A 19,094-nucleotide genomic window follows, 5' to 3' on the forward strand; every position below is an offset into this window, starting at 1 on the left:
GTGCATCGCACGGTCGCCGGGTTCCCTTCCACCCACCACGCTCCATCACCATGCGCCCTCCCCGGCTTTCGTCCCAGCGGTTCCTGCGGCACCTGCCGTTACTGACATCGGCCGTGCTGCTCTGCGGGCATGCAGAGGCCCAGAGCCTGGCGGAGCTGTACGACGCGGCCCGCGGCTACGACGCCACGTTCCAGTCGACGCAGGCGTCGTACGACGCCACCGTGAGCCGCAGCGAGCAGGCGCGGGCGGGCCTTTTGCCCTCGGCGTCGCTCACCGGTGGCGTGTCGCGTGTCCACACCGACATCAGCCTGCCCGACGCCAACAACGGCACGACCACCCGCCAGCTGGGCGTGAACGGCTCGCAGCCGCTGTACCGGCCGGTCAACGCGCTGACCTTCACCCAGAGCCAGCGCCAGATCGACCTGGCCCGCGCCTCGCTGGAATCGGCTTCGCAGGATCTGATCGTGCGGGTGAGCCAGGCGTATTTCGACGTGCTGGCGGCGCAGGACACGCTGGGGCTGGTGCAGGCGCAGAAGGCCGCCGTAGGAGAGCAGCGCGCATCGGCGCAGCGCAACTTCGAAGTGGGCAACACCACGATCACCGACACGCGCGAGGCGCAGGCCCGCTTCGACCTGGTTACCGCGCAGGAGATCGCCGCCGACAACGACCTGCGGGTCAAGCGCGCGGCGCTCGACCAGCTGGTCGGCCGCTACGGCACCGCCCCGCTGCCGCTGGCGCCGCGGGTGGTGCTGCCGACGCTGGTGCCCAACACGCCCGACCGCTGGGTGGACGACGCCCAGGCCTACCAGCCGGCGATTCGGCAGGCGCAGATCGCGCTGGACGTGGCGCGGCTGGAAGTGCAGAAGGCCGAGGCCGGGCATCTTCCGACGGTGGACCTGACGGCCGGGTACAACGCCTCGCGCTTTCCCAACGGCACCACCGGCGTGCCGGTGTCCTACCGGACGAAGCAGGCCTCGCTCGGCGTGCAGCTCAACATGCCGCTCTTCGCCGGCTTCGCCATCCAGAACCGGGTGCGCGAGACGCTGTCGCTCGAGGAAAAGGCGATGGCCGATCTCGACGCCACCCGGCGCAACGTGGCGCAGGCCACCCGCTCCCTGTTCTTCGGCACCCTGTCGGCCGCAGGCCAGGTCCAGGCGCTCGAGGCAGCTGAGGCCTCGAGCCAGAGCGCGCTGGAGGCCAACCAGCTCGGCTACCAGGTGGGCGTGCGCATCAACATCGACGTGCTGAATGCGCAGAGCCAGCTCTACCAGACCAAGCGCGACCTGGCCCAGGCCCGCTACAACCTGCTGCTGGGACAGATCCGGCTGCGCCAGGCGGCCGGCACGCTGGTTCCGCAGGACATCCATATGATCGACGCGCTGCTGGCGACACGCTGAGCGTCGCGGCTCCTGCGCAGCGGGCCATGCGCACGGGCCGATTTTTCCTAGCAGAAGCGGCGGGATAAAACCTGTTCATCGGGTATTCACTATTACCGTTTCGTCACGTTAATGCGAATCGTGCAAAATACGGCTTTCCATTGTTGCTTTGCAGCATCAATTTACCCGTACGCATGTCCCAGGCCCTGTCCTTCCGATCCATCGCTGCCACTGTGCTGCTGGTCCTGCTCGCGCTGACCGCGTTGGCGGGCAACGGCTGCCGGCGGCAACCGATGGATGTGCGGGCAGCCGAAATCACCCTCGCGCCCGTGGTCGGCAGCGCGATGGCCGCGGAAGCCGCGGTCGCGGTGGCCGAGACACTCTTCGTGTTCTGCTACCCGGAACCCGACCGGGGCGGCCTCAGCGCAGCGGCCGCCCAAGTGGTCTCCGACACACAGGCCACCAACGACGACCGTACCGAGATGATGGCCTGGCAGCCATCTCCGGACACCTGCGTGCAGACAGCGCACAGCATCGTGCCGCTCGAACGCCTGGCGGCGCCGACCCCCTGGGTTCGCGACCTGCTGCGCCCGCCCCGCACGCTCCGCACCTGATCCGGCGCCCGGCTGTGGGCGCCCGTCCGTTTCTGCATCCGTACGCCGGCGCCGCCGGACGCTACGCCGTTTCGTCTCGTTCCGCCTTTTCGCAAGGCCGCAATCCATGTCACATCGAGTGAAGAAAAATCATCCTGCGCTGGCAGCGGTGGCGTTCGCGCTGCTGCACTCCGGAATCGCCCTGGCCCAGACGCCGCCGGCCATGCCGCCCGGCACGCTGGCGCCACGGTCGGCTCCGCCCGCTGCCTCCGGCGGCGCACCGGCCCTCAATTTGCCCGCCGCCACGGCCGCGGGGGCCGCGGCACTCGCGCCGATGGCCGATGCCCCCCGGATCAGCCTGCAGCAGCTGACCGACACGGTGCTGCAGTACAACCCCGGCCTGCTGGCCGCCGAGCGGGCCCGCCAGGGCGCGCTGGCCGCGATCACCTCAGCCGGCGCCCTGCCCAATCCGACGCTCGACTACACCCGGGGCGACCAGACGCCCCGCGCAGGCGCCAGCAGCCTGTCGGGCCGGCTCCAGACGGTCGGCGTTTCGCAGTTGATCGAGAACCCGCTGGTGCGGCGCGCTCGGGTGGAGGCCGCCACCGCGGGGGAGCGCGGCAGCGCGCAGCAGGTGGCGGTGACCCGCAATGAGCTGGTCGCCCAGATCCGGCTGCGCGCCTACGAGTACCTGCTGCGCCAGTCGGAAGCGGTCGCGGCGGGCGAGGCGCTCTCGCTGCTCGAACAGGTCAATTCGCGGGTGCGTGCCCGGGTCGACAGCGGCGAGGCACCCCGCTACGAACTGATCAAGGCCGAGGCCGAGATCGTCAATGCCCGCTCGCTGCAGCAGTCGGCATTGCTGCAGGCCGAGCAGGCGGCCATCTTCCTCAACCGGCTGGCGGCAGGCGCCCTGCCCGCCCGCTGGCAGCTGGACGCTTCCCTGACCGACTCGGCCAACGTGCCACCGCTCGAGACCCTGCGCGTCGAGGCCCTGTCGCAGAACCCCGAACTGCGGGTGCTGCAGGCCGAGAACGACCGGGCGCGGGCCCAGTTGGGCGGCGCGCGTGCCGGCCGCTGGCCGGGCGTCACCCTCAACTACACCCAGAGCCGCGAGCCCGAGGTCAAGCAGAACATCCTGGGCGTGAGCCTGCAGATTCCGCTGCTCGACCAGCGCGCCGGCCCCATCGCCGAGGCCGATGCCGAAGTGGCGCGCACGGGCGTGCGCCTCGAAGGCCGCCGCGCCGAACTGGAACAGCAGCTGCAGTACGCCTCCAAGGCGCTCGAGATGGCGGGCCTGCGGGTCCAGGCCCTGAGCGAAGGCGCGGTGCGCGATGCCGAGGCCGCCCTGCGCGTGGCCGACGCCGCCTACCGCTTCGGCGAGCGCGGCATCCTGGACGTGCTCGATGCGCAGCGGGTGCTGCGCGGCGTGCGCGCGGACCTGATCACCGCCCGCTACCAGGTCCAGGCCGCCCGTACCGAGCTCGATCTGCTCTCCGGCCGCTTCGCCACCCCCGGCGCCCTCGCGCGCTGAGCGCCCCTCCTTTGCTCCAGTCGAGACCCACCATGCAGACTTTCTCCTCTTCCTTCGCCCGCCGCCCCGGCATGGCCGCCGCGCTCGCGCTGTGCACCCTGCTGGCCCTGCAGGGCTGCGGCAAGTCCAACGAAGCGCCTGCCGCCCCCGCCGCCGAGGCCGCACCCCAGGACCCGATGGTCGTCAAGGTCAAGCCCGAGATGGCGTCCAACTTCAAGGTCGAGCCGCTGAAGAAGGCCGACATCGCCAGCGTCCAGGAAATCCCTGGCCGCATCGAAGCCAATCAGCGGTTGCTGTCGCGCATCGGCGCCTCGGTGACCGGCCGGGTGACCGACGTGCTGGTCGAGCCGGGCGACAACGTCCGCGCCGGCCAGGCGCTCGCCCGCGTCGCCAGCCCCGAGCTGACCCAGGCGCAGCTGGCCGTGCTGCGCGCCAACTCCAACAAGTCGCTGGCCGCCCGTGCCGTCGAACGCGCGCGCCAGCTGATCCAGGCCGACGTGATCGGATCGGCCGAACTGCAGCGCCGCGAAGCCGAGCTGGCGATCGCGACCGCCGAACTGCGCGCCGCGACCGACCAGTTGCGGCTGATGGGTGTCTCGCCCAACGCGATCGCGCAGCTGCGCAGCCAGGGCACGCTGTCCGAGGCCACCGTCGTCAGCGCCCCCCGCGCCGGCGTGGTGATCGAGCGCACCGTCAGCCAGGGCCAGGTGGCCCAGCCGGGCGACCCGATGTTCACCGTCGCCGACCTGAGCAACGTCTGGGTGGTCGGCGCACTGCCCGAGCAGGCGGCCAGCTCGGTCGAAGCCGGCCAGTCGGTCGAGATCGACGTGCCGGCCCTCAACGGCGTGCCGATCACCGGCAAGATCGTCTACGTGGGCGCCACCGTGCAGCCCGAGACGCGTACCGTCGCGATCCGCACCCAGGTCGACAACGCCCAGCGCTCGCTCAAGCCGCAGATGCTGGCCACGATGCGGATCTCCGGCGCGGCCAAGCCCGCGCTGGCGCTGCCGGTGGCGGCCGTCGTGCGCGAGAACGACCGCGACCATGTCTTCGTGAAGACCGGCGACAACCAGTACCGGCTGACGCCGGTCGAGCTCGGCGCCGGCAACAACGGCGTGCGCCCGCTGCTGCAGGGCCCGAAGGAAGGCGAACAGATCGTCACCGACGGTGCATTCCACCTGAACAACGAGCGCAAGCGCGCCGAACTGGAGTAACCCGATGATCGCTTCCCTGATACGGGCCGCGCTGGGTCAGCGGCTTCTGGTGGTGGTGCTCGCCCTCGCGGTGTGCGCCTTCGGTCTGCGGGAGGCCACGCGCCTCTCGGTGGACGCCTTCCCCGACGTGACCAACGTCCAGGTGCAGATCGCGACCGAGGCGCCCGGACGGTCGCCCGAGGAGATCGAGCGCTTCGTCACCGTGCCGCTGGAGATCGCGGTGACCGGCCTGCCGGGCATCGAGGAGATGCGCTCGCTCAACAAGAGCGGCCTGTCGATCATCACCCTCGTCTTCACCGACGCGACCGACGTGTACTTCGCGCGGCAGCTGGTGATGGAGCGGCTGATCGAGGCCACACCGCGGATGCCGGCCGGCATCGTGCCGGTGCTGGGCCCGGTCTCGACCGGGCTGGGCGAGGTGTACCAGTACACCCTGAACCATCCGGACGACGGCGAGCGGGCCCTGACGCCTGCCGAACTCACCGAGCGCCGCACGATCCAGGACTGGGTGGTGCGGCCGCTGCTGCGCTCGATCCCCGGCGTGGCCGAGATCAACTCGCAGGGCGGTTACGTGCGCCAGTACCAGGCGCTGGTCGATCCGGCGCGGCTGCGGCACTATGGCCTGTCGGTGCAGAAGGTGGTCGATGCGATCGCCGCCAACAACTCCAACGCCAGCGGCGGCATCCTGCCCCAGGCGACCGAGCAGTTCCTGATCCAGGGCGTGGGCCTGATCCGCACGCTCGACGACATCGGCAACATCGTGGTGAAGGAAGACAAGGGCGTGCCGGTGTTCGTGCGCGACCTGGCCGAAGTGAAGCTGGGCCACGAGGTGCGCCAGGGCGCGATCGTCAAGGGCGGCTACACCGAGGCGGTCTCCGGCATCGTGCTGATGATGCGGGGCGGCAATGCCAAGGAGGTCGTCACCCGGGTCAAGGCGCGGGTGGAGGAGATCAACAGCAAGGGCATGCTGCCCGGCGGCCTGCAGATCCAGCCGTTCTACGACCGGACCGACCTGGTCGATTCGGCCATCTGGACGGTGGCCAAGGTGCTGCTCGAAGGCATCGCGCTGGTGGTGGTGGTGCTGTTCGTGTTCCTGGGCGACGTGCGCTCCAGCCTGATCGTGGTGGCGACGCTGATCATCACGCCGCTCACCACCTTCATCATGATGAACCGCTACGGCATCTCGGCCAACCTGATGTCGCTGGGCGGCCTGGCCATCGCGATCGGCCTGATGGTGGACGCGACCGTGGTGGTGGTGGAGAACGTCTACCACCGCCTGGGCCAGATGAAGGACGACGGCGCCTCGCGGGTGCGGACCATCCTGCAGGCGACCAACGAGGTGGCGGTGCCCACCATCTTCGGCATCATGATCATCATCCTGGTGTTCCTGCCGCTGATGGCGCTGCAGGGCCAGGAAGGCAAGATGTTCGGCCCGCTCGCCATGACCATCGCGATCGCGCTGTTCGTCTCGCTGCTGGTGTCGCTCTTCCTCTCGCCGGTGCTGTGCTCCTATTTCCTGAAGGTCAAGCCGGGCGCGGGCGACCACGACACCCGCATCATCGCCTTCATGAAGCGGCACTACCTGCGGCTGCTCGACGGCGCCACCGCGCGCAACAAGCTGACGCTGGCCGTTTCCGTGCTGCTGCTGCTGGCCTCGCTGGCGCTGTTCCCGTTCCTTGGCAAGTCCTTCATGCCGACGATGAAGGAAGGCGCGCTCACGCCGCAGATCAACCGGGTGCCGAGCATCTCGCTCGACGAGTCGATCCGCATGGAGATGGATGCGATGAAGCTCATCTCGGGCATCGACGGCGTGAAATCGGTGGTGTCCAAGCTGGGCCGCGGCGAGTCGCCGGCGGACCCGGCCGGGCCGAACGAGTCCGATCCGATCGTGATCCTGGATCCGGAATCCAAGCGAACGCAGGACGAGATCGACGAGGAGATCCGCCAGAAGCTGTCGTCGATTCCGGGCGTGCAGATCGTGCTGTCGCAGCCGATCTCGGAGCGGGTCGACGAGATGGTGACCGGCGTGCGTTCGCAGGTCGCGATCAAGGTCTTCGGCGACACGCTGGCCGACCTGAAGCGCATCTCGGAGCAGGTGGCGCGCATCCTGAAGGACATTCCGGGCAGCCGGGACATCCGGATCGAGCGACTCTCGGGCCAGCAGGCGCTGATGATCGACATCGACCGCAACGCGATCGCACGCCAGGGCCTCAACGTGGCCGACGTGCAGGGCGTGATCGAATCGGCCATCGGCGGCAAGGCGGTCACCACGCTGTACGAGGGCGAGCGCCGCTACGCGGTGGCGGTGCGCTTCCCAGAGGAGGTGCGCAATTCGGTCGAAGCGATCGGCAACATGCTGCTGCCGACGCCGCACGGCGCGCAGGTGCCGCTCTACTCGGTCGCCAAGATCCAGCTGATGGACGGCCCGGCGCAGATCAGCCGCGAGAGCGGCAAGCGCCGGGTGGTGGTGGGCGCCAACGTGGAAGGCCGCGACCTGGCCAGCTTCGTGGCCGAGGCGCAGGGGCGCATCGACCGCGAGGTGAAGCTGCCCGACGGCTACTACTTCGAGTACGGCGGACAGTTCGAGAACATGGAGCGCGCCATGTCGACGCTGTCGGTGATCGTGCCGCTGACCATCGCCGCGATCTTCTTCCTGCTGTTCATGCTGTTCAACTCGGTGAAGCTGGCGGGGCTGATCATCCTGGTGCTGCCCTTCGCCTCGATCGGCGGGCTGATCGGCCTGTTCGTCACCGGCGAATACGTGAGCGTGCCGGCGTCGGTGGGCTTCATCGCCCTGTGGGGTATCGCGGTGCTCAACGGCGTGGTGCTGGTGAGCTACATCCGCAAGCTGCGCGAGGACGGCATGGACGTCGCGACCGCGGTGCGCGAAGGCTGCGTGGCCCGGTTCCGCCCGGTGATGATGACCGCCACGGTGGCGTTGCTGGGCCTGGTGCCCTTCCTGTTCGCCACCGGCCCCGGCTCCGAAGTGCAGCGTCCGCTCGCCATCGTGGTGATTGGCGGCCTGCTCAGCTCGACCTTGCTGACCCTGGTGGTGCTGCCGGTGCTCTACCGCTGGTTCGACGAAAAACCCCTCGAGGCCTGACGGCCCGACACAAGGAATCCATCCCATGAAGGAAATACGCGCCATCGTGCGCCCCAGCCGCGTCGAGCGCCTGCGCGAGGCATTGCGCGCCATCCCCAACTTTCCCGGCGTGACGCTGTTCAAGGCCGAGGGCTTCACCGCCCCGGCGTCGATGGACAAGCGCTCCGTGCGGGAGCAGCTGGCCGACTTCTCCGACAAGATCATGGTCAGCGTGCTGGCCGACGACGAGATGGTGCCGGTGATCCGCGCCGCGATCATCGACAGCTGCCACACCGGCAACATCGGCGACGGACTGGTCTGGGTGGTAGAGATCGCGGAGATGCACCGGATCCGCGACCGCAGCGCCTACTTCTGACCCCCGCCCCGCTGGCGGGGCTTCTGGAAAGACGCCGGCCCGGGCCTAGCCCGCGGCCGGCGTTTTTGCGTTCTGTGGATAGAGCCCGTGCACCTGGCCGAAGACCCGGGCGATGCCCAGCAGCGCGTCGACGGCGGGCGTCGCCACCCCGCGCCGGCGGGCGATCTCCTGCACCGCGGAGACGATCGCGTCCAGCTCCATCGGCCGGCCGGCTTCCACGTCCTGCAGCATCGAGGTCCTGAACGCGCCCAGCTTGCGGGTGACGGCGAAGCGCTCTTCGGGCGTCTGGGCCACGCTGCAGTCGATCGCGGCGCCCACGGCCGCCGTCTCGCGCATCGCCTGGGCGCAGAAGCCGCGCAGGTCTTCGTCGTCGAGCAGCCGGTCCATGGTGGCGCCGGTGACCGCCGAGAGCGGATTCATCGTCAGGTTGCCCCAGAGCTTGTACCAGATGTCGTAGCGGATGTCGGCCGACACCGTGGCCGCGAAGCCGGCCTGCGCCAGCAGGTCGGCGACGCGCCGGGCCCGCGCGGAAGCACCGCCCGCGGGCTCGCCCACGATCAGGCCCTGGCCCATCGCATGCTGCACCACGCCGGGAGCGGAGGTGGATGCGCTCGCGTGCACCACGCAGCCCAGCACCTGCGCTGCCGGAAGGGCCGCGGCGATCCGCCCGCCGGGGTCGACGCTCTCGATCGGCCGGCCATCCCATCCAGGGACACGGTCGCAGAACCACCACGGCACGCCGTTCATCGCGGGCAGCAGCACCGTGTCGGGCCCGATCAGCGGGGCGAGCGACGGGGCCAGCGAAGAGAGTGCGGGGCCCTTCACCGCGATCACCACCAGGTCCTGGAGGCCGAGCCGCTGCGGGTCGGCCTCCGCGCGGGCCGGCCGCTGCAGCAGCGCCCCGCCCTCCTGCAGACGCCAGCCGTGGGCCTGCAGCGCAGCGAGCGTCGCGCCGCGCGCCAGGGCGCTCACGTCGCACTGCCCTGCGGCGGCCAGCCGCGCGCCGATGAAACCGCCGATCGCACCGGCACCGACGATGCAGACCTTCATGCGGCATCCCCTGCGCATGCGGGGCGAGCGAATCGAAGAACAGGACAACGGACGGCCGAAAATTGCATGGGATGGCACCTCAAAGAATGGAAGGTGCCCGCACTGTATGACAGCGCCCCGCGAAACACGCGACCCGCTGTCGCCCAGGAAGCAATGGCCGGGCCGGCGACCGCACAGAATCGGGCCACCTCCAGCGCCCACGCCCACGCCCACGCCCGACCATGTCCCCTCCCCATGCCCCTTCCGCGATGCACGCCGCATTCCGCGCGGCCGCAGCGCCGCATCGGCTCGCGCCGGACTGCACGACCTTCTACTTCCTGCGCCACGGCCAGACGGCGCGCAACGCGTCCCGCATCTTCCAGGACGCCGACGAACCGCTCGACGCCACCGGCCACGCCCAGGCCGTCGCCGCCGCGGCGCTGCTGGCAGAAACCGGCATCGCCGGCATCGTCGCCAGCGACATGCGGCGCACGCGGGAGACCGCTGCGGCGGTGGACGGGCGTTGCGCGGTCGGCGTCGAGACGCTGGCCGGCCTGCGCGAGCGGCATTTCGGTGTGCTTATCGGTACCTCGTCGGTCGCGCTGGACTGGAATTGTGCGCCCGACGGTGGCGAGACGCTGGCGCAGTTCGTGGCGCGTACGGCCGATGGCCTGGGAAGTGCCCTGGGACGGCCCGCACCGGTACTGGTCGTGGCCCACGGCGGTACGCTGCACGCGCTGGCGGCGCTGCTCGGGCTGGAGCCGACGGTCGCCTGGTTCGCCAATGCGCTGCCGCTGCGCTTCGACCGCCGCGCCAGTGGCTGGACGGCCGTGCCCCTGGCGACGGCGGTCGAGGGGCTTCGACACCTGTCCTGAAAGCCCCGGCCCGTCGGCGAACGACCCAGTCCGGGGACAATGGCAAATCCTCTTGCCCTCCCGGACGAATCACCGATGACCACCATGGAACGCTCCACCCGCCAGCGCAGCTCGATCCGGCAGGTGCTCCAGACCGCGGGTCGCCCGCTGCTGCCCGCGGAAATCCTGGAGGCGGCGCAAAAGGAAGTGGCCGCGATGGGTGTGGCCACCGTCTACCGCAACCTGAAGCTGTTGGTGGAGAGCGGCGAGATCCGTGCGGTGGAACTCCCGGGCGAGGCGCCGCGCTACGAGTCGGCCCACCACGGGCACCACCACCATTTCCAGTGCCGGCTGTGCGATCGGGTGTTCGACGTGCACCACTGCCCGGGAGACTTCAAGCAGCTGGCGCCGGCGGGTTTCCAGGTCGACGGGCACGAACTGACGCTGTACGGCCGCTGTGCCGATTGCGGCGCAGCCGAAGGTCGGCAGAGCTAGAAATTTGAAGGAAAAGTGCCTGTAGCCGGCGTTGCAAGCCGACCATTAGCTATCAATTGAATAGCGCCTGGGAATGGGGACTGGACGGCGCAGCCCTGGAGGCCGAGGCGCTCGACCGCCTGGCGGCCACGCCTCTCGGGGGCGTGGCGCGAATCGACGTGTGGGAAAAAAAGCATGGCTGGCCGGCGAACCGATGGCTAGCAAAAACGACCCTTGGGGACCGAGGTCCCGGAGTCGCCCCACGATGAAACCTATTTGGTGAGGATCAGCTTGCCCAGCTTGGTCGCCTGCAGGCGGTAGACCGATCCGTTGTGCGCGATCTCGACGACCTTGCTGCCGCGCAGCAGCGACATGCTGTCGAAGCTGGGGGCGTCCGACGACGCGGGCGGCGTCGCCTGCTCGCCCACGGCACCGCGGGGCTTGCCGGCGGGAACGCGCTGCAAACGGAGAACGGGACGGTCGATGGACAAAGTCTGCATGGTGAATCCTTGGGTCGTGCGCGCTGCGAAGCGCGCGGTGTCTTGCGGTGGCCGCATCCCGGGTCGCATGCGGCAGGTGGCCGGTGGTGCGATCTGGAGCGCGGAGAGAACCAGAAGCGTGGACGCATCATAGCACTCGAATACGAATCGTTTTCATTTTCTATTACGCATTGAATCAATTCGGCTTTCGGCGCCCTACAGGCTTGCCGCGGGTCACCGGTGCGACTGGTGGGCCGCCGCCAGTCGCTTCTGGGACCTTTTCGACAGGCGGGCCGGTGTGCAATCGCTTCCTGCTACAAGACTGCCATTCCATCCACGAAAGGGACGACGCCATGCTGGGAGAACACTCCGCCAAGACACGCGATCTGCTGCAACGCATGCAAGCGTTCTTCGACGCGCACATCTATCCGAACGAGGCGCGCTACCACCACGAGATGGACACGCTGCGCCGCGAAGGCGACCCATGGCGCCACGTGCCGTTGGTGGAAGAACTCAAGCCGATCGCGCGCGCGGCCGGCCTCTGGAACATGTTCCTGCCGCACGAGTACGACGGCGTGCCCGGCATCTCCAACCTCGACTACGCGCCGCTGTGCGAAATCATGGGTCGGGTCGGCTGGTCGGGCGAGGTGTTCAACTGCTCGGCGCCCGACACCGGCAACATGGAAACCATCGAGCGCTACGGCACCGACGCCCACAAGAAGCAGTGGCTCGACCCGCTGCTGGCCGGCGAGATCCGCTCTGCCTTCCTGATGACCGAGCCGGCGGTCGCGTCGTCCGACGCCACCAACATCCAGTGCACCATCCGCCGCGAAGGCGACGAGTACGTGATCAACGGCCGCAAATGGTTCTCCTCGGGCGCCGGCGTGCCGCACTGCAAGATCTTCATCGTGATGGGCAAGACCGACACCGAAGCGCCGCGCCACCAGCAGCAGTCGATGGTGCTGGTGCCGCGCGACACGCCGGGCGTCACCATCGTGCGGCCGATCAGCGTGTTCGGCTACGACGACGCCCCGCACGGCCACATGGAAATCCTGATGGAGAACGTCCGCGTGCCGGTCTCCAACATCCTGCTGGGCGAAGGCCGCGGCTTCGAGATCGCCCAGGGCCGCCTCGGCCCGGGACGCATCCACCACTGCATGCGGTCCATTGGCGCGGCGGAGCGTGCGCTGGAGATGATGGTCGACCGGCTGCGCAGCCGTGTCGCCTTCGGCCGGCCGCTGTCGGAGCAATCGATCTGGCACGAGCGGATCGCCGAGTCGCGCTGCATGATCGACCAGGCCCGGCTGCTGACCCTGAACGCCGCCCACAAGATGGACACCGTCGGCAACAAGGAAGCCCGCGCCGAGATCGCGATGATCAAGGTGGTTGCGCCCAACATGTCGTGCAAGGTGGTCGACTGGGCGATCCAGGCCCACGGCGGCGCCGGCGTCAGCCAGGACTTCTGGTTGGCGGAGGCCTATGCCCACCAGCGCACGGTGCGCATCGTGGACGGCCCGGACGAGGTGCACCGCAACGCGATCGCCAAGCTGGAGATCGCCAAGCGCGCCGCGACCGCCATGCCCCACTGAACCCGCCGCCCCGCACGGAGCATAAAAAAAACCGCAGCCACCGAAATGGCTGCGGTTTTTTCTTGGCCACCCGGCAAGCTCTGCCGGGTGGAGGGAGCCGGCTCAGTCGGCGGTGGCTTCTTCCGGCTCCGTCGGCTCCGACTTGGCGGACCGGTCGCGCTTCGGCAGCGGCGTGATGTCGAGCACCACTTCCGGCTCAGCAGCGCCTTCCTTCTCCACCAGGTCCACCGTCAGCCGGCCGCCCTCGGTCAAGCGGCCGAACAGCAGCTCGTCCGCCAGGGCGCGGCGCACCATATCCTGGATCAGGCGCTGCATCGGCCGTGCGCCCATCAGCGGGTCGAAGCCCTTCTTCGCGAGATGCTTGCGCAGCGCGTCGGTGAAGGTGACCTCCACCTTCTTCTCGGCCAGCTGCGTCTCGAGCTGCAGCAGGAACTTGTCGACCACCCGCAGGATGACGTTCTCGTCGAGCGGCTTGAAGTTGACGATCGCATCCAGCCGGTTGCGGAACTCGGGCGTGAACAGGCGCTTGATGTCGGCCATCTCGTCGCCCGCCTGCCGCGGGTTAGTGAAGCCGATGGTCGCCTTGTTCATCGTCTCGGCACCGGCATTCGTCGTCATCACCAGGATGACGTTGCGGAAGTCGGCCTTGCGTCCGTTGTTGTCGGTCAGCGTGCCATGGTCCATCACCTGCAGCAGCACGTTGAAGATGTCCGGATGCGCCTTCTCGATCTCGTCGAGCAGCAGCACGCAGTGCGGCTTCTTGGTGATCGCCTCGGTCAGCAGACCACCCTGGTCGAAGCCGACGTAGCCCGGAGGCGCACCGATCAGCCGCGAGACCGCATGCCGCTCCATGTACTCCGACATGTCGAAACGCAGCAACTCGATGCCCATAATGTATGCCAACTGCTTGGCCGCCTCGGTCTTGCCAACGCCCGTCGGGCCGCTGAACAGGAACGAGCCGATCGGCTTGTCGCCCTTGCCCAGGCCCGAGCGCGCCATCTTGACGGCGGAGGCCAGCACTTCCAGTGCCTTGTCCTGGCCGAAGACCACGCTCTTCAGGTCGCGCTCGATGGTCTGCAGCTTGCTGCGGTCGTCGTTGCTGACGTTGGCCGGCGGAATGCGGGCGATCTTCGCCACGATTTCCTCGACCTCGGTCTTGCTGATCGTCTTCTTGCGCTTGCTCGGAGGCAGGATGCGCTGGGCGGCGCCGGCCTCGTCGATCACGTCGATCGCCTTGTCGGGCAGGTGGCGGTCGTTGATGTACTTGGCCGACAGCTCGGCCGCGGCCTGCAGTGCGGCTACCGCGTACTTCACGCCGTGGTGCTCCTCGAAGCGCGACTTCAGCCCCTTCAGGATGTCGACCGTCTCGGCCACCGTCGGCTCGACCACGTCGACCTTCTGGAAGCGCCGCGACAGGGCCGCGTCCTTCTCGAAGATGCCGCGGTATTCCTGGAACGTGGTCGCGCCGATGCACTTGAGCTGGCCGCTGGAGAGCGCAGGCTTGAGCAGGTTGGACGCGTCCAGCGTGCCGCCCGATGCGGCGCCCGCACCGATCAGGGTGTGGATCTCGTCGATGAACAGCACCGCGTTCGGCTTGTCCTTGAGCGACTTGAGCACGCCCTTGAGCCGCTGCTCGAAATCGCCGCGGTATTTGGTGCCGGCCAGCAGCGCACCCATGTCGAGCGAGTAGACCTGCGAATCGGCCAGGATCTCGGGCACGTCCTTCTGGGTGATGCGCCAGGCCAGGCCCTCGGCGATGGCGGTCTTGCCCACGCCGGCTTCGCCCACCAGCAGCGGGTTGTTCTTGCGGCGGCGGCACAGGATCTGGATGACCCGCTCGACCTCGTACTCGCGGCCGATCAGCGGATCGATCTTGCCGTCCTTGGCCTGCTGGTTGAGGTTGACGGTGAACTGCTCCAGCGGAGACGCCTTCTCGTTCTTCTCGCCGCCGCCCTCCTCGCCCTCGGCCTGGGGCTCGCCGGGCTTGGCAGGCTCCGGCGGCTCGCCCTTCTTGATGCCGTGGGCGATGAAGTTGACCACGTCCAGCCGGGTCACGCCCTGCTGGTGGAGGTAGTACACCGCGTGCGAATCCTTCTCGCCGAAGATCGCGACCAGCACGTTGGCGCCGGTGACTTCCTTCTTGCCGTTGCCGGTGGACTGCACGTGCATGATGGCGCGCTGGATGACGCGCTGGAACCCGAGGGTCGGCTGGGTGTCGACTTCGTCGCTGCCGGCCACCTGGGGCGTGTTGTCCTTGATGAAGTTCCCGAGCGACTTGCGCAGGTCGTCGATGTTGGCGGAACACGCGCGCAGCACCTCGGCGGCGCTCGGGTTGTCCAGCAGGGCGAGCAGCAGGTGTTCCACGGTGATGAACTCGTGGCGTTGCTGCCGGGCCTCCACGAAGGCCATGTGCAGACTGACTTCCAATTCCTGGGCAATCATGAGATTTCCTTTTGCCTTGCTGTGAATACTTGCCTGAATACGAGCCGTACCTGGGTACGACCCCGTTTTATTCAACTGGTTCGCTGACGCACTGCAACGGATGGCCCGATTTCTGGGCCGCCTCCATGACCTGGTCGACCTTGGTGGCCGCGACGTCGCGGGAATACACACCACATACGCCTTTGCCGTCCAGATGGATTTTCAGCATGATCTGCGTGGCCGTGCCATGGTCTTTACCGAAAAACTCCTGGATCACGACGATCACGAACTCCATCGGCGTGAAATCGTCGTTCAGCATCACCACCTGGTACATCTGGGGCGGACCGACGCGCTGGGTGCGCCGCTCCAGGACGACGGAGTCGCTGTCGTTGCCGCCGGGGGTGGGCCGGGTGGCCGGGGGCGCCGGCGGCTGCTTGGGGGTTTGGGTCGCCATGAATTTCATTCTATCGATGGGAATGGTGCGCTGCAGGAGACGGAGGTGGGGTCGCTGTCGGGCCACTTCAAGGTTCGGGGCCCGCGCGCCTACTCGTAGACGATGACCGCCCTGCCCTGGTCCGACTGGGCCATCCAGCTGGCCAGCGCCGCGTCGGACGGGTAGAACACCGCCTGGTCGCCCAGCCGCAGGTCCACGCCCACCTGCATGTCCTGCGATTCGCAGCACACCGACAGCCGCACCTCCAGCCCGCGCACCAGCTCGCCGTGCTCGGTTTCCTCCCGTATCGCCGGGAAATCGCGCAACAGCCGCGACACGTCGGGCGCCCGGCCGTTCACCGCCACCCGCAGGAACTTGCCGAACCGGCAGCGCGCGCTGGCCAGGTCCGACACCTGCTGCACCACGAAGCGCGCGTCGAAGCCGCCGCGCCCGGGCTGCAGCCGTCCGGTGACGATGACCAGCTCGTCTTCCTTGAGCACATTGCGGGCCGCGGCGATCACCGCCTCGTCGGCCGTGGCCTCGATGGTGCCGCTGGTGTCGTCGAGCGTGAAGATCGCCAGCTTGCCGCGCTGTCCGTTGATGACCCGCATGCCGCTGACGATGCCGGCCAGCGTCTGCGGCTCGCGGCTGTCGATCAGCTCGTCGATCCGGCGCCGCACGAACTGCCGCACCTCGCGCGACACCTCGTCGAACAGGTGGCCGGAGATGTAGAACCCGATCGCCGTCTTCTCCAGCGTCAGGCGTTCCTTCACGCCCCAGGGCGTGGTCTCGACCAGGTCGGGCTCCTGGGTGCTCGATCCGTGGGTGTCGTCGCCCATCATGTCGAACAGGCCGCCCTGGTTAGCGTTGGCCTCGCAGGTGCCGGCGAATTCGAATGCCCGGTCGATCGAGGCGACCATCGCCGCGCGGTTGAGCTGGATCGCGTCGAAGGCACCGGCCTTGATCAGCGCCTCGACCGCCCGCTTGTTGACCGCCTTGCGGTCGATCCGGCAGCAGAAATCGAACAGGCTGGTGAACGGCCCGCCCTTCTCGCGCGCCGCGACGATCGCCTCGATCGCCTGCTGGCCCGATCCCTTGACCGCGCCCAGGCCGTAGCGGATCACCTTGTCGGTGACCGGCTCGAAGCGGTAGCGGCCGCGGTTGACGTCCGGCGGCTCGAAATCCAGGCCGAAATTCTTCTTCGCGTCCTCGTACAGCACCTTCAGCTTGTCGGTGTCGTCCATTTCCACCGTCATGTTGGCGCAGAAGAACTCGGCGGTGTAGTGCACCTTCAGCCAGCCGGTGTGGTAGGCCAGGAGCGAGTAGGCGGCGGCGTGCGACTTGTTGAAGCCGTAGCCCGCGAACTTCTCCATCAGATCGAAGACCTCGTCGGCCTTGTCGGTGCTCAGGCCGTTCTTGGCGGCGCCGTCGCGGAAGATCTGCCGGTGCTCGGCCATCTCCTCGAGCTTCTTCTTGCCCATCGCCCGGCGCAGCAGGTCGGCGCCGCCGAGCGAGTAGCCGCCCAGGATCTGCGCGGTCTGCATCACCTGCTCCTGGTAGACCATGATGCCGTAGGTCTCCGACAGCATCTCTGCCACCAGCGGATGCGGGTATTCCACCTCTTCCTTGCCGTGCTTGCGGGCAACGAAGCTGGGGATCAGGTCCATCGGACCCGGCCGGTAGAGTGCGTTGAGCGCGATCAGGTCTTCCAGCCGCGTGGGCCGCGCGTCCTTGAGCATGCCCTGCATGCCGCGCGATTCGAACTGGAACACCGATTCGGTCTTGCCGTCGGCGAACAGCTTGTAGGTGCGGGCATCGTCGAGCGCGATGTTCTGGTAGGCGAAATGCTCCTGGCCCTTGTGCCGCTGGACGATAAATTCCTTGGCGATCTCGAGGATCGTCAGCGTCGCCAGGCCCAGGAAGTCGAACTTCACCAAGCCGATCGCCTCGACGTCGTCCTTGTCGTACTGGCTCACCGCCGATTCGCTGCCCGGCTGCTGGTACAGCGGGCAGAAATCGGTCAGCTTGCCGGGCGCGATCAGCACGCCGCCGGCGTGCATGCCGATGTTGCGGGTCAGGCCCTCGAGCTTCTGGGCCATCTCGATCAGGGTGCGGACCTCTTCTTCCTTGCGCACCCGCTCGTAGAGCGCCGGCTCCAGTTCCAGCGCGTAGTTGTTCTTGTCGCCCGGCTTCTTGTTCTCCGGCGGATAGGCCAGCGTGTAGGACATGCCCGGCTTGCCCGGCACCAGCTTCGAGATGCCGTCGCAGAAGGTGTAGCTCATGTCCATCACCCGGCCCACGTCGCGGATCGCGGCCTTGGCCGCGAGCGTTCCGAAGGTGGCGATCTGGCTCACCGCGTTCTTGCCGTACTTGGCCTTGACGTAGTCGATCACCCGGTCGCGGTTGGACTGGCAGAAGTCGATGTCGAAGTCGGGCATCGACACCCGCTCGGGGTTCAGGAACCGCTCGAACAGCAGGTTGAACTCGAGCGGGTCCAGGTCGGTGATTTTGAGCGCATAGGCGACCAGCGATCCGGCGCCCGACCCCCGGCCCGGCCCCACCGGGCAGCCGTTCTCCTTGGCCCAGCCGATGAAGTCGCCCACGATCAGGAAGTAGCCCGGGAACCCCATCTTCAGGATCACGTTGATCTCGAACTCCAGCCGGTCCTCGTAGCGCTTTCGCACCGCCTCGCGCTTCTCCATCTGCGGATACAGGTGCTGCAGCCGCTGCTCCAGCCCCTCGAACGAGGCGATGCGGAAATACTCGCCGATCGGCATGCCGCCCGGCGTGGGGAAGTCGGGCAGCTGCGGCTTGCCCAGGTCGAACACCAGATTGCAGCGCTTGGCGACCTCGACCGTGTTGGTGATGGCCGACGGCACGTCGGCGAACAGCGCCTCCATCTGGGCGGTGGTCTTGAAGTACTGCTCGCGGGTGAACCTGCGCACCCGGCGCTGGTTGCCCAGGATCTCGCCCTCGGAGATGCAGACCCGCGCCTCGTGCGCCTCGAAATCGTCAGCCTCGGTGAACTGCACCGGGTGGGTGGCCACCACCGGCAGCTTGAGACGGGCCGCCAGCTGCACCGTGGCGACCACGTGCGCCTCGTCGTCCGGCCGGCCCGCGCGCTGGATCTCCAGGTAGAAGCGGTGCGGGAAGATGCCGGCCAGCAGCAGGGCCTGGTCGGCGGCGCGGGTGAAGTCGTGCTTGCCCAGCGCCTGCCCCACCGGCCCGGCCTGGGCGCCGGCCAGCAGGATCAGGCCCTCGTTCAGCTCGCGCAGCCACTCCAGCTTGCAGACGGCCTGGTTCTTCACATGGTTGCGGGTCCAGGCGCGGGCCAGCAGCTCCGACAGGCTCAGGTAGCCCTGCCAGTTCTGCACCAGCAGGATGACGCGCGACAGGGCCAGCGGATCGTCGCCCAGGCCCTCGACGAACACCTCGGCGCCGATGATCGGCTTGACGCCCTTGCCGCGGGCTTCCTTGTAGAACTTGATGGCGCCGAAGAGGTTGCTCAGGTCGGTGATCGCCAGGGCAGGCTGGCTGTCGCCGGCGGCGGCCTTGGCGACTTCGTCGATGCGGTTGGTGCCGTCGACGACGGAGAATTCGGTATGGAGGCGCAAATGGACGAACATGCCCCCATTGTAGGAAG

At 68.1% G+C, this 19,094-nt stretch carries 14 protein-coding genes; 9 read left to right on the forward strand and 5 right to left on the reverse strand.

Features of this window, described 5'->3' with window-relative positions; translation table 11 throughout:
• The first annotated feature begins 50 nt into the window (after positions 1–50).
• The 6 genes from ASE76_RS11035 to ASE76_RS11060 all read left to right on the forward strand — a co-directional run bounded on the left by ASE76_RS11035 (position 51) and on the right by ASE76_RS11060 (position 8,172).
• Positions 51–1,397 carry a TolC family outer membrane protein gene (locus ASE76_RS11035; RefSeq protein ID WP_055839015.1) on the forward strand — a complete coding sequence of 449 codons (1,347 nt, stop codon included), beginning with the start codon at positions 51–53 and terminating at the stop codon, positions 1,395–1,397.
• 173 nt (positions 1,398–1,570) lie between these two features.
• Positions 1,571–1,990, forward strand: a complete 420-nt coding sequence (locus ASE76_RS11040; RefSeq protein WP_055839019.1) for a hypothetical protein — start codon at positions 1,571–1,573, stop codon at positions 1,988–1,990.
• Positions 1,991–2,096: 106 nt separating this feature from the next.
• The gene (locus ASE76_RS11045) at positions 2,097–3,500 is read left to right on the forward strand and encodes a TolC family protein (RefSeq protein WP_236698403.1); all 1,404 of its coding nucleotides are present in this window, start codon (positions 2,097–2,099) and stop codon (positions 3,498–3,500) included.
• 32 nt (positions 3,501–3,532) lie between these two features.
• The gene (locus tag ASE76_RS11050; RefSeq protein WP_055839022.1) at positions 3,533–4,714 is read left to right on the forward strand and encodes an efflux RND transporter periplasmic adaptor subunit; all 1,182 of its coding nucleotides are present in this window, start codon (positions 3,533–3,535) and stop codon (positions 4,712–4,714) included.
• A 4-nt stretch (positions 4,715–4,718) separates the two neighbouring features.
• Positions 4,719–7,817, forward strand: coding sequence for an efflux RND transporter permease subunit (locus ASE76_RS11055; protein WP_055839025.1), 3,099 nt, complete (start codon positions 4,719–4,721; stop codon positions 7,815–7,817).
• A gap of 25 nt (positions 7,818–7,842) precedes the next feature.
• Positions 7,843–8,172 (forward strand): P-II family nitrogen regulator, encoded by a 330-nt coding sequence (locus tag ASE76_RS11060; protein WP_055839028.1) that lies wholly within the window; start codon positions 7,843–7,845, stop codon positions 8,170–8,172.
• Positions 8,173–8,217: 45 nt separating this feature from the next.
• Here ASE76_RS11060 and ASE76_RS11065 read toward each other — a convergent pair whose 3' ends face one another.
• Positions 8,218–9,222: a 2-dehydropantoate 2-reductase gene (locus tag ASE76_RS11065; protein WP_055839031.1), complete on the reverse strand. Its 1,005-nt coding sequence runs from the start codon at positions 9,220–9,222 to the stop codon at positions 8,218–8,220.
• 221 nt (positions 9,223–9,443) lie between these two features.
• Between ASE76_RS11065 and ASE76_RS11070 the strand changes: the two genes are divergently transcribed.
• A complete protein-coding gene (locus ASE76_RS11070; RefSeq protein WP_055839034.1) occupies positions 9,444–10,076 on the forward strand; it encodes a histidine phosphatase family protein in 633 nt (210 codons plus the stop codon).
• An 84-nt stretch (positions 10,077–10,160) separates the two neighbouring features.
• Positions 10,161–10,550 carry a Fur family transcriptional regulator gene (locus tag ASE76_RS11075; protein WP_055839329.1) on the forward strand — a complete coding sequence of 130 codons (390 nt, stop codon included), beginning with the start codon at positions 10,161–10,163 and terminating at the stop codon, positions 10,548–10,550.
• Positions 10,551–10,801: 251 nt separating this feature from the next.
• Here ASE76_RS11075 and hemP read toward each other — a convergent pair whose 3' ends face one another.
• Positions 10,802–11,029 carry a hemin uptake protein HemP gene (gene hemP / locus ASE76_RS20560; protein ID WP_156362656.1) on the reverse strand — a complete coding sequence of 76 codons (228 nt, stop codon included), beginning with the start codon at positions 11,027–11,029 and terminating at the stop codon, positions 10,802–10,804.
• Between the two features lie 332 nt (positions 11,030–11,361).
• Here hemP and ASE76_RS11085 point away from each other — a divergent pair, with 332 nt between their 5' ends.
• Positions 11,362–12,597, forward strand: coding sequence for an acyl-CoA dehydrogenase family protein (locus tag ASE76_RS11085; RefSeq protein WP_055839040.1), 1,236 nt, complete (start codon positions 11,362–11,364; stop codon positions 12,595–12,597).
• A gap of 102 nt (positions 12,598–12,699) precedes the next feature.
• Here the strand turns inward: ASE76_RS11085 and clpA are convergent, their stop codons facing one another.
• From clpA to dnaE, 3 genes are all read right to left on the reverse strand, one after another.
• On the reverse strand, positions 12,700–15,039 hold the full coding sequence (clpA, locus tag ASE76_RS11090) for an ATP-dependent Clp protease ATP-binding subunit ClpA (protein ID WP_055839043.1): 2,340 nt from the start codon (positions 15,037–15,039) through the stop codon (positions 12,700–12,702).
• A 67-nt stretch (positions 15,040–15,106) separates the two neighbouring features.
• The gene (gene clpS, locus ASE76_RS11095) at positions 15,107–15,472 is read right to left on the reverse strand and encodes an ATP-dependent Clp protease adapter ClpS (RefSeq protein WP_082448375.1); all 366 of its coding nucleotides are present in this window, start codon (positions 15,470–15,472) and stop codon (positions 15,107–15,109) included.
• 89 nt (positions 15,473–15,561) lie between these two features.
• Positions 15,562–19,077 carry a DNA polymerase III subunit alpha gene (gene dnaE, locus ASE76_RS11100; RefSeq protein ID WP_055839047.1) on the reverse strand — a complete coding sequence of 1,172 codons (3,516 nt, stop codon included), beginning with the start codon at positions 19,075–19,077 and terminating at the stop codon, positions 15,562–15,564.
• Positions 19,078–19,094: the final 17 nt, after the last annotated feature.

The sequence above is a fragment of the Xylophilus sp. Leaf220 genome (assembly GCF_001421705.1).
GTDB lineage: Bacteria > Pseudomonadota > Gammaproteobacteria > Burkholderiales > Burkholderiaceae_C > Xylophilus.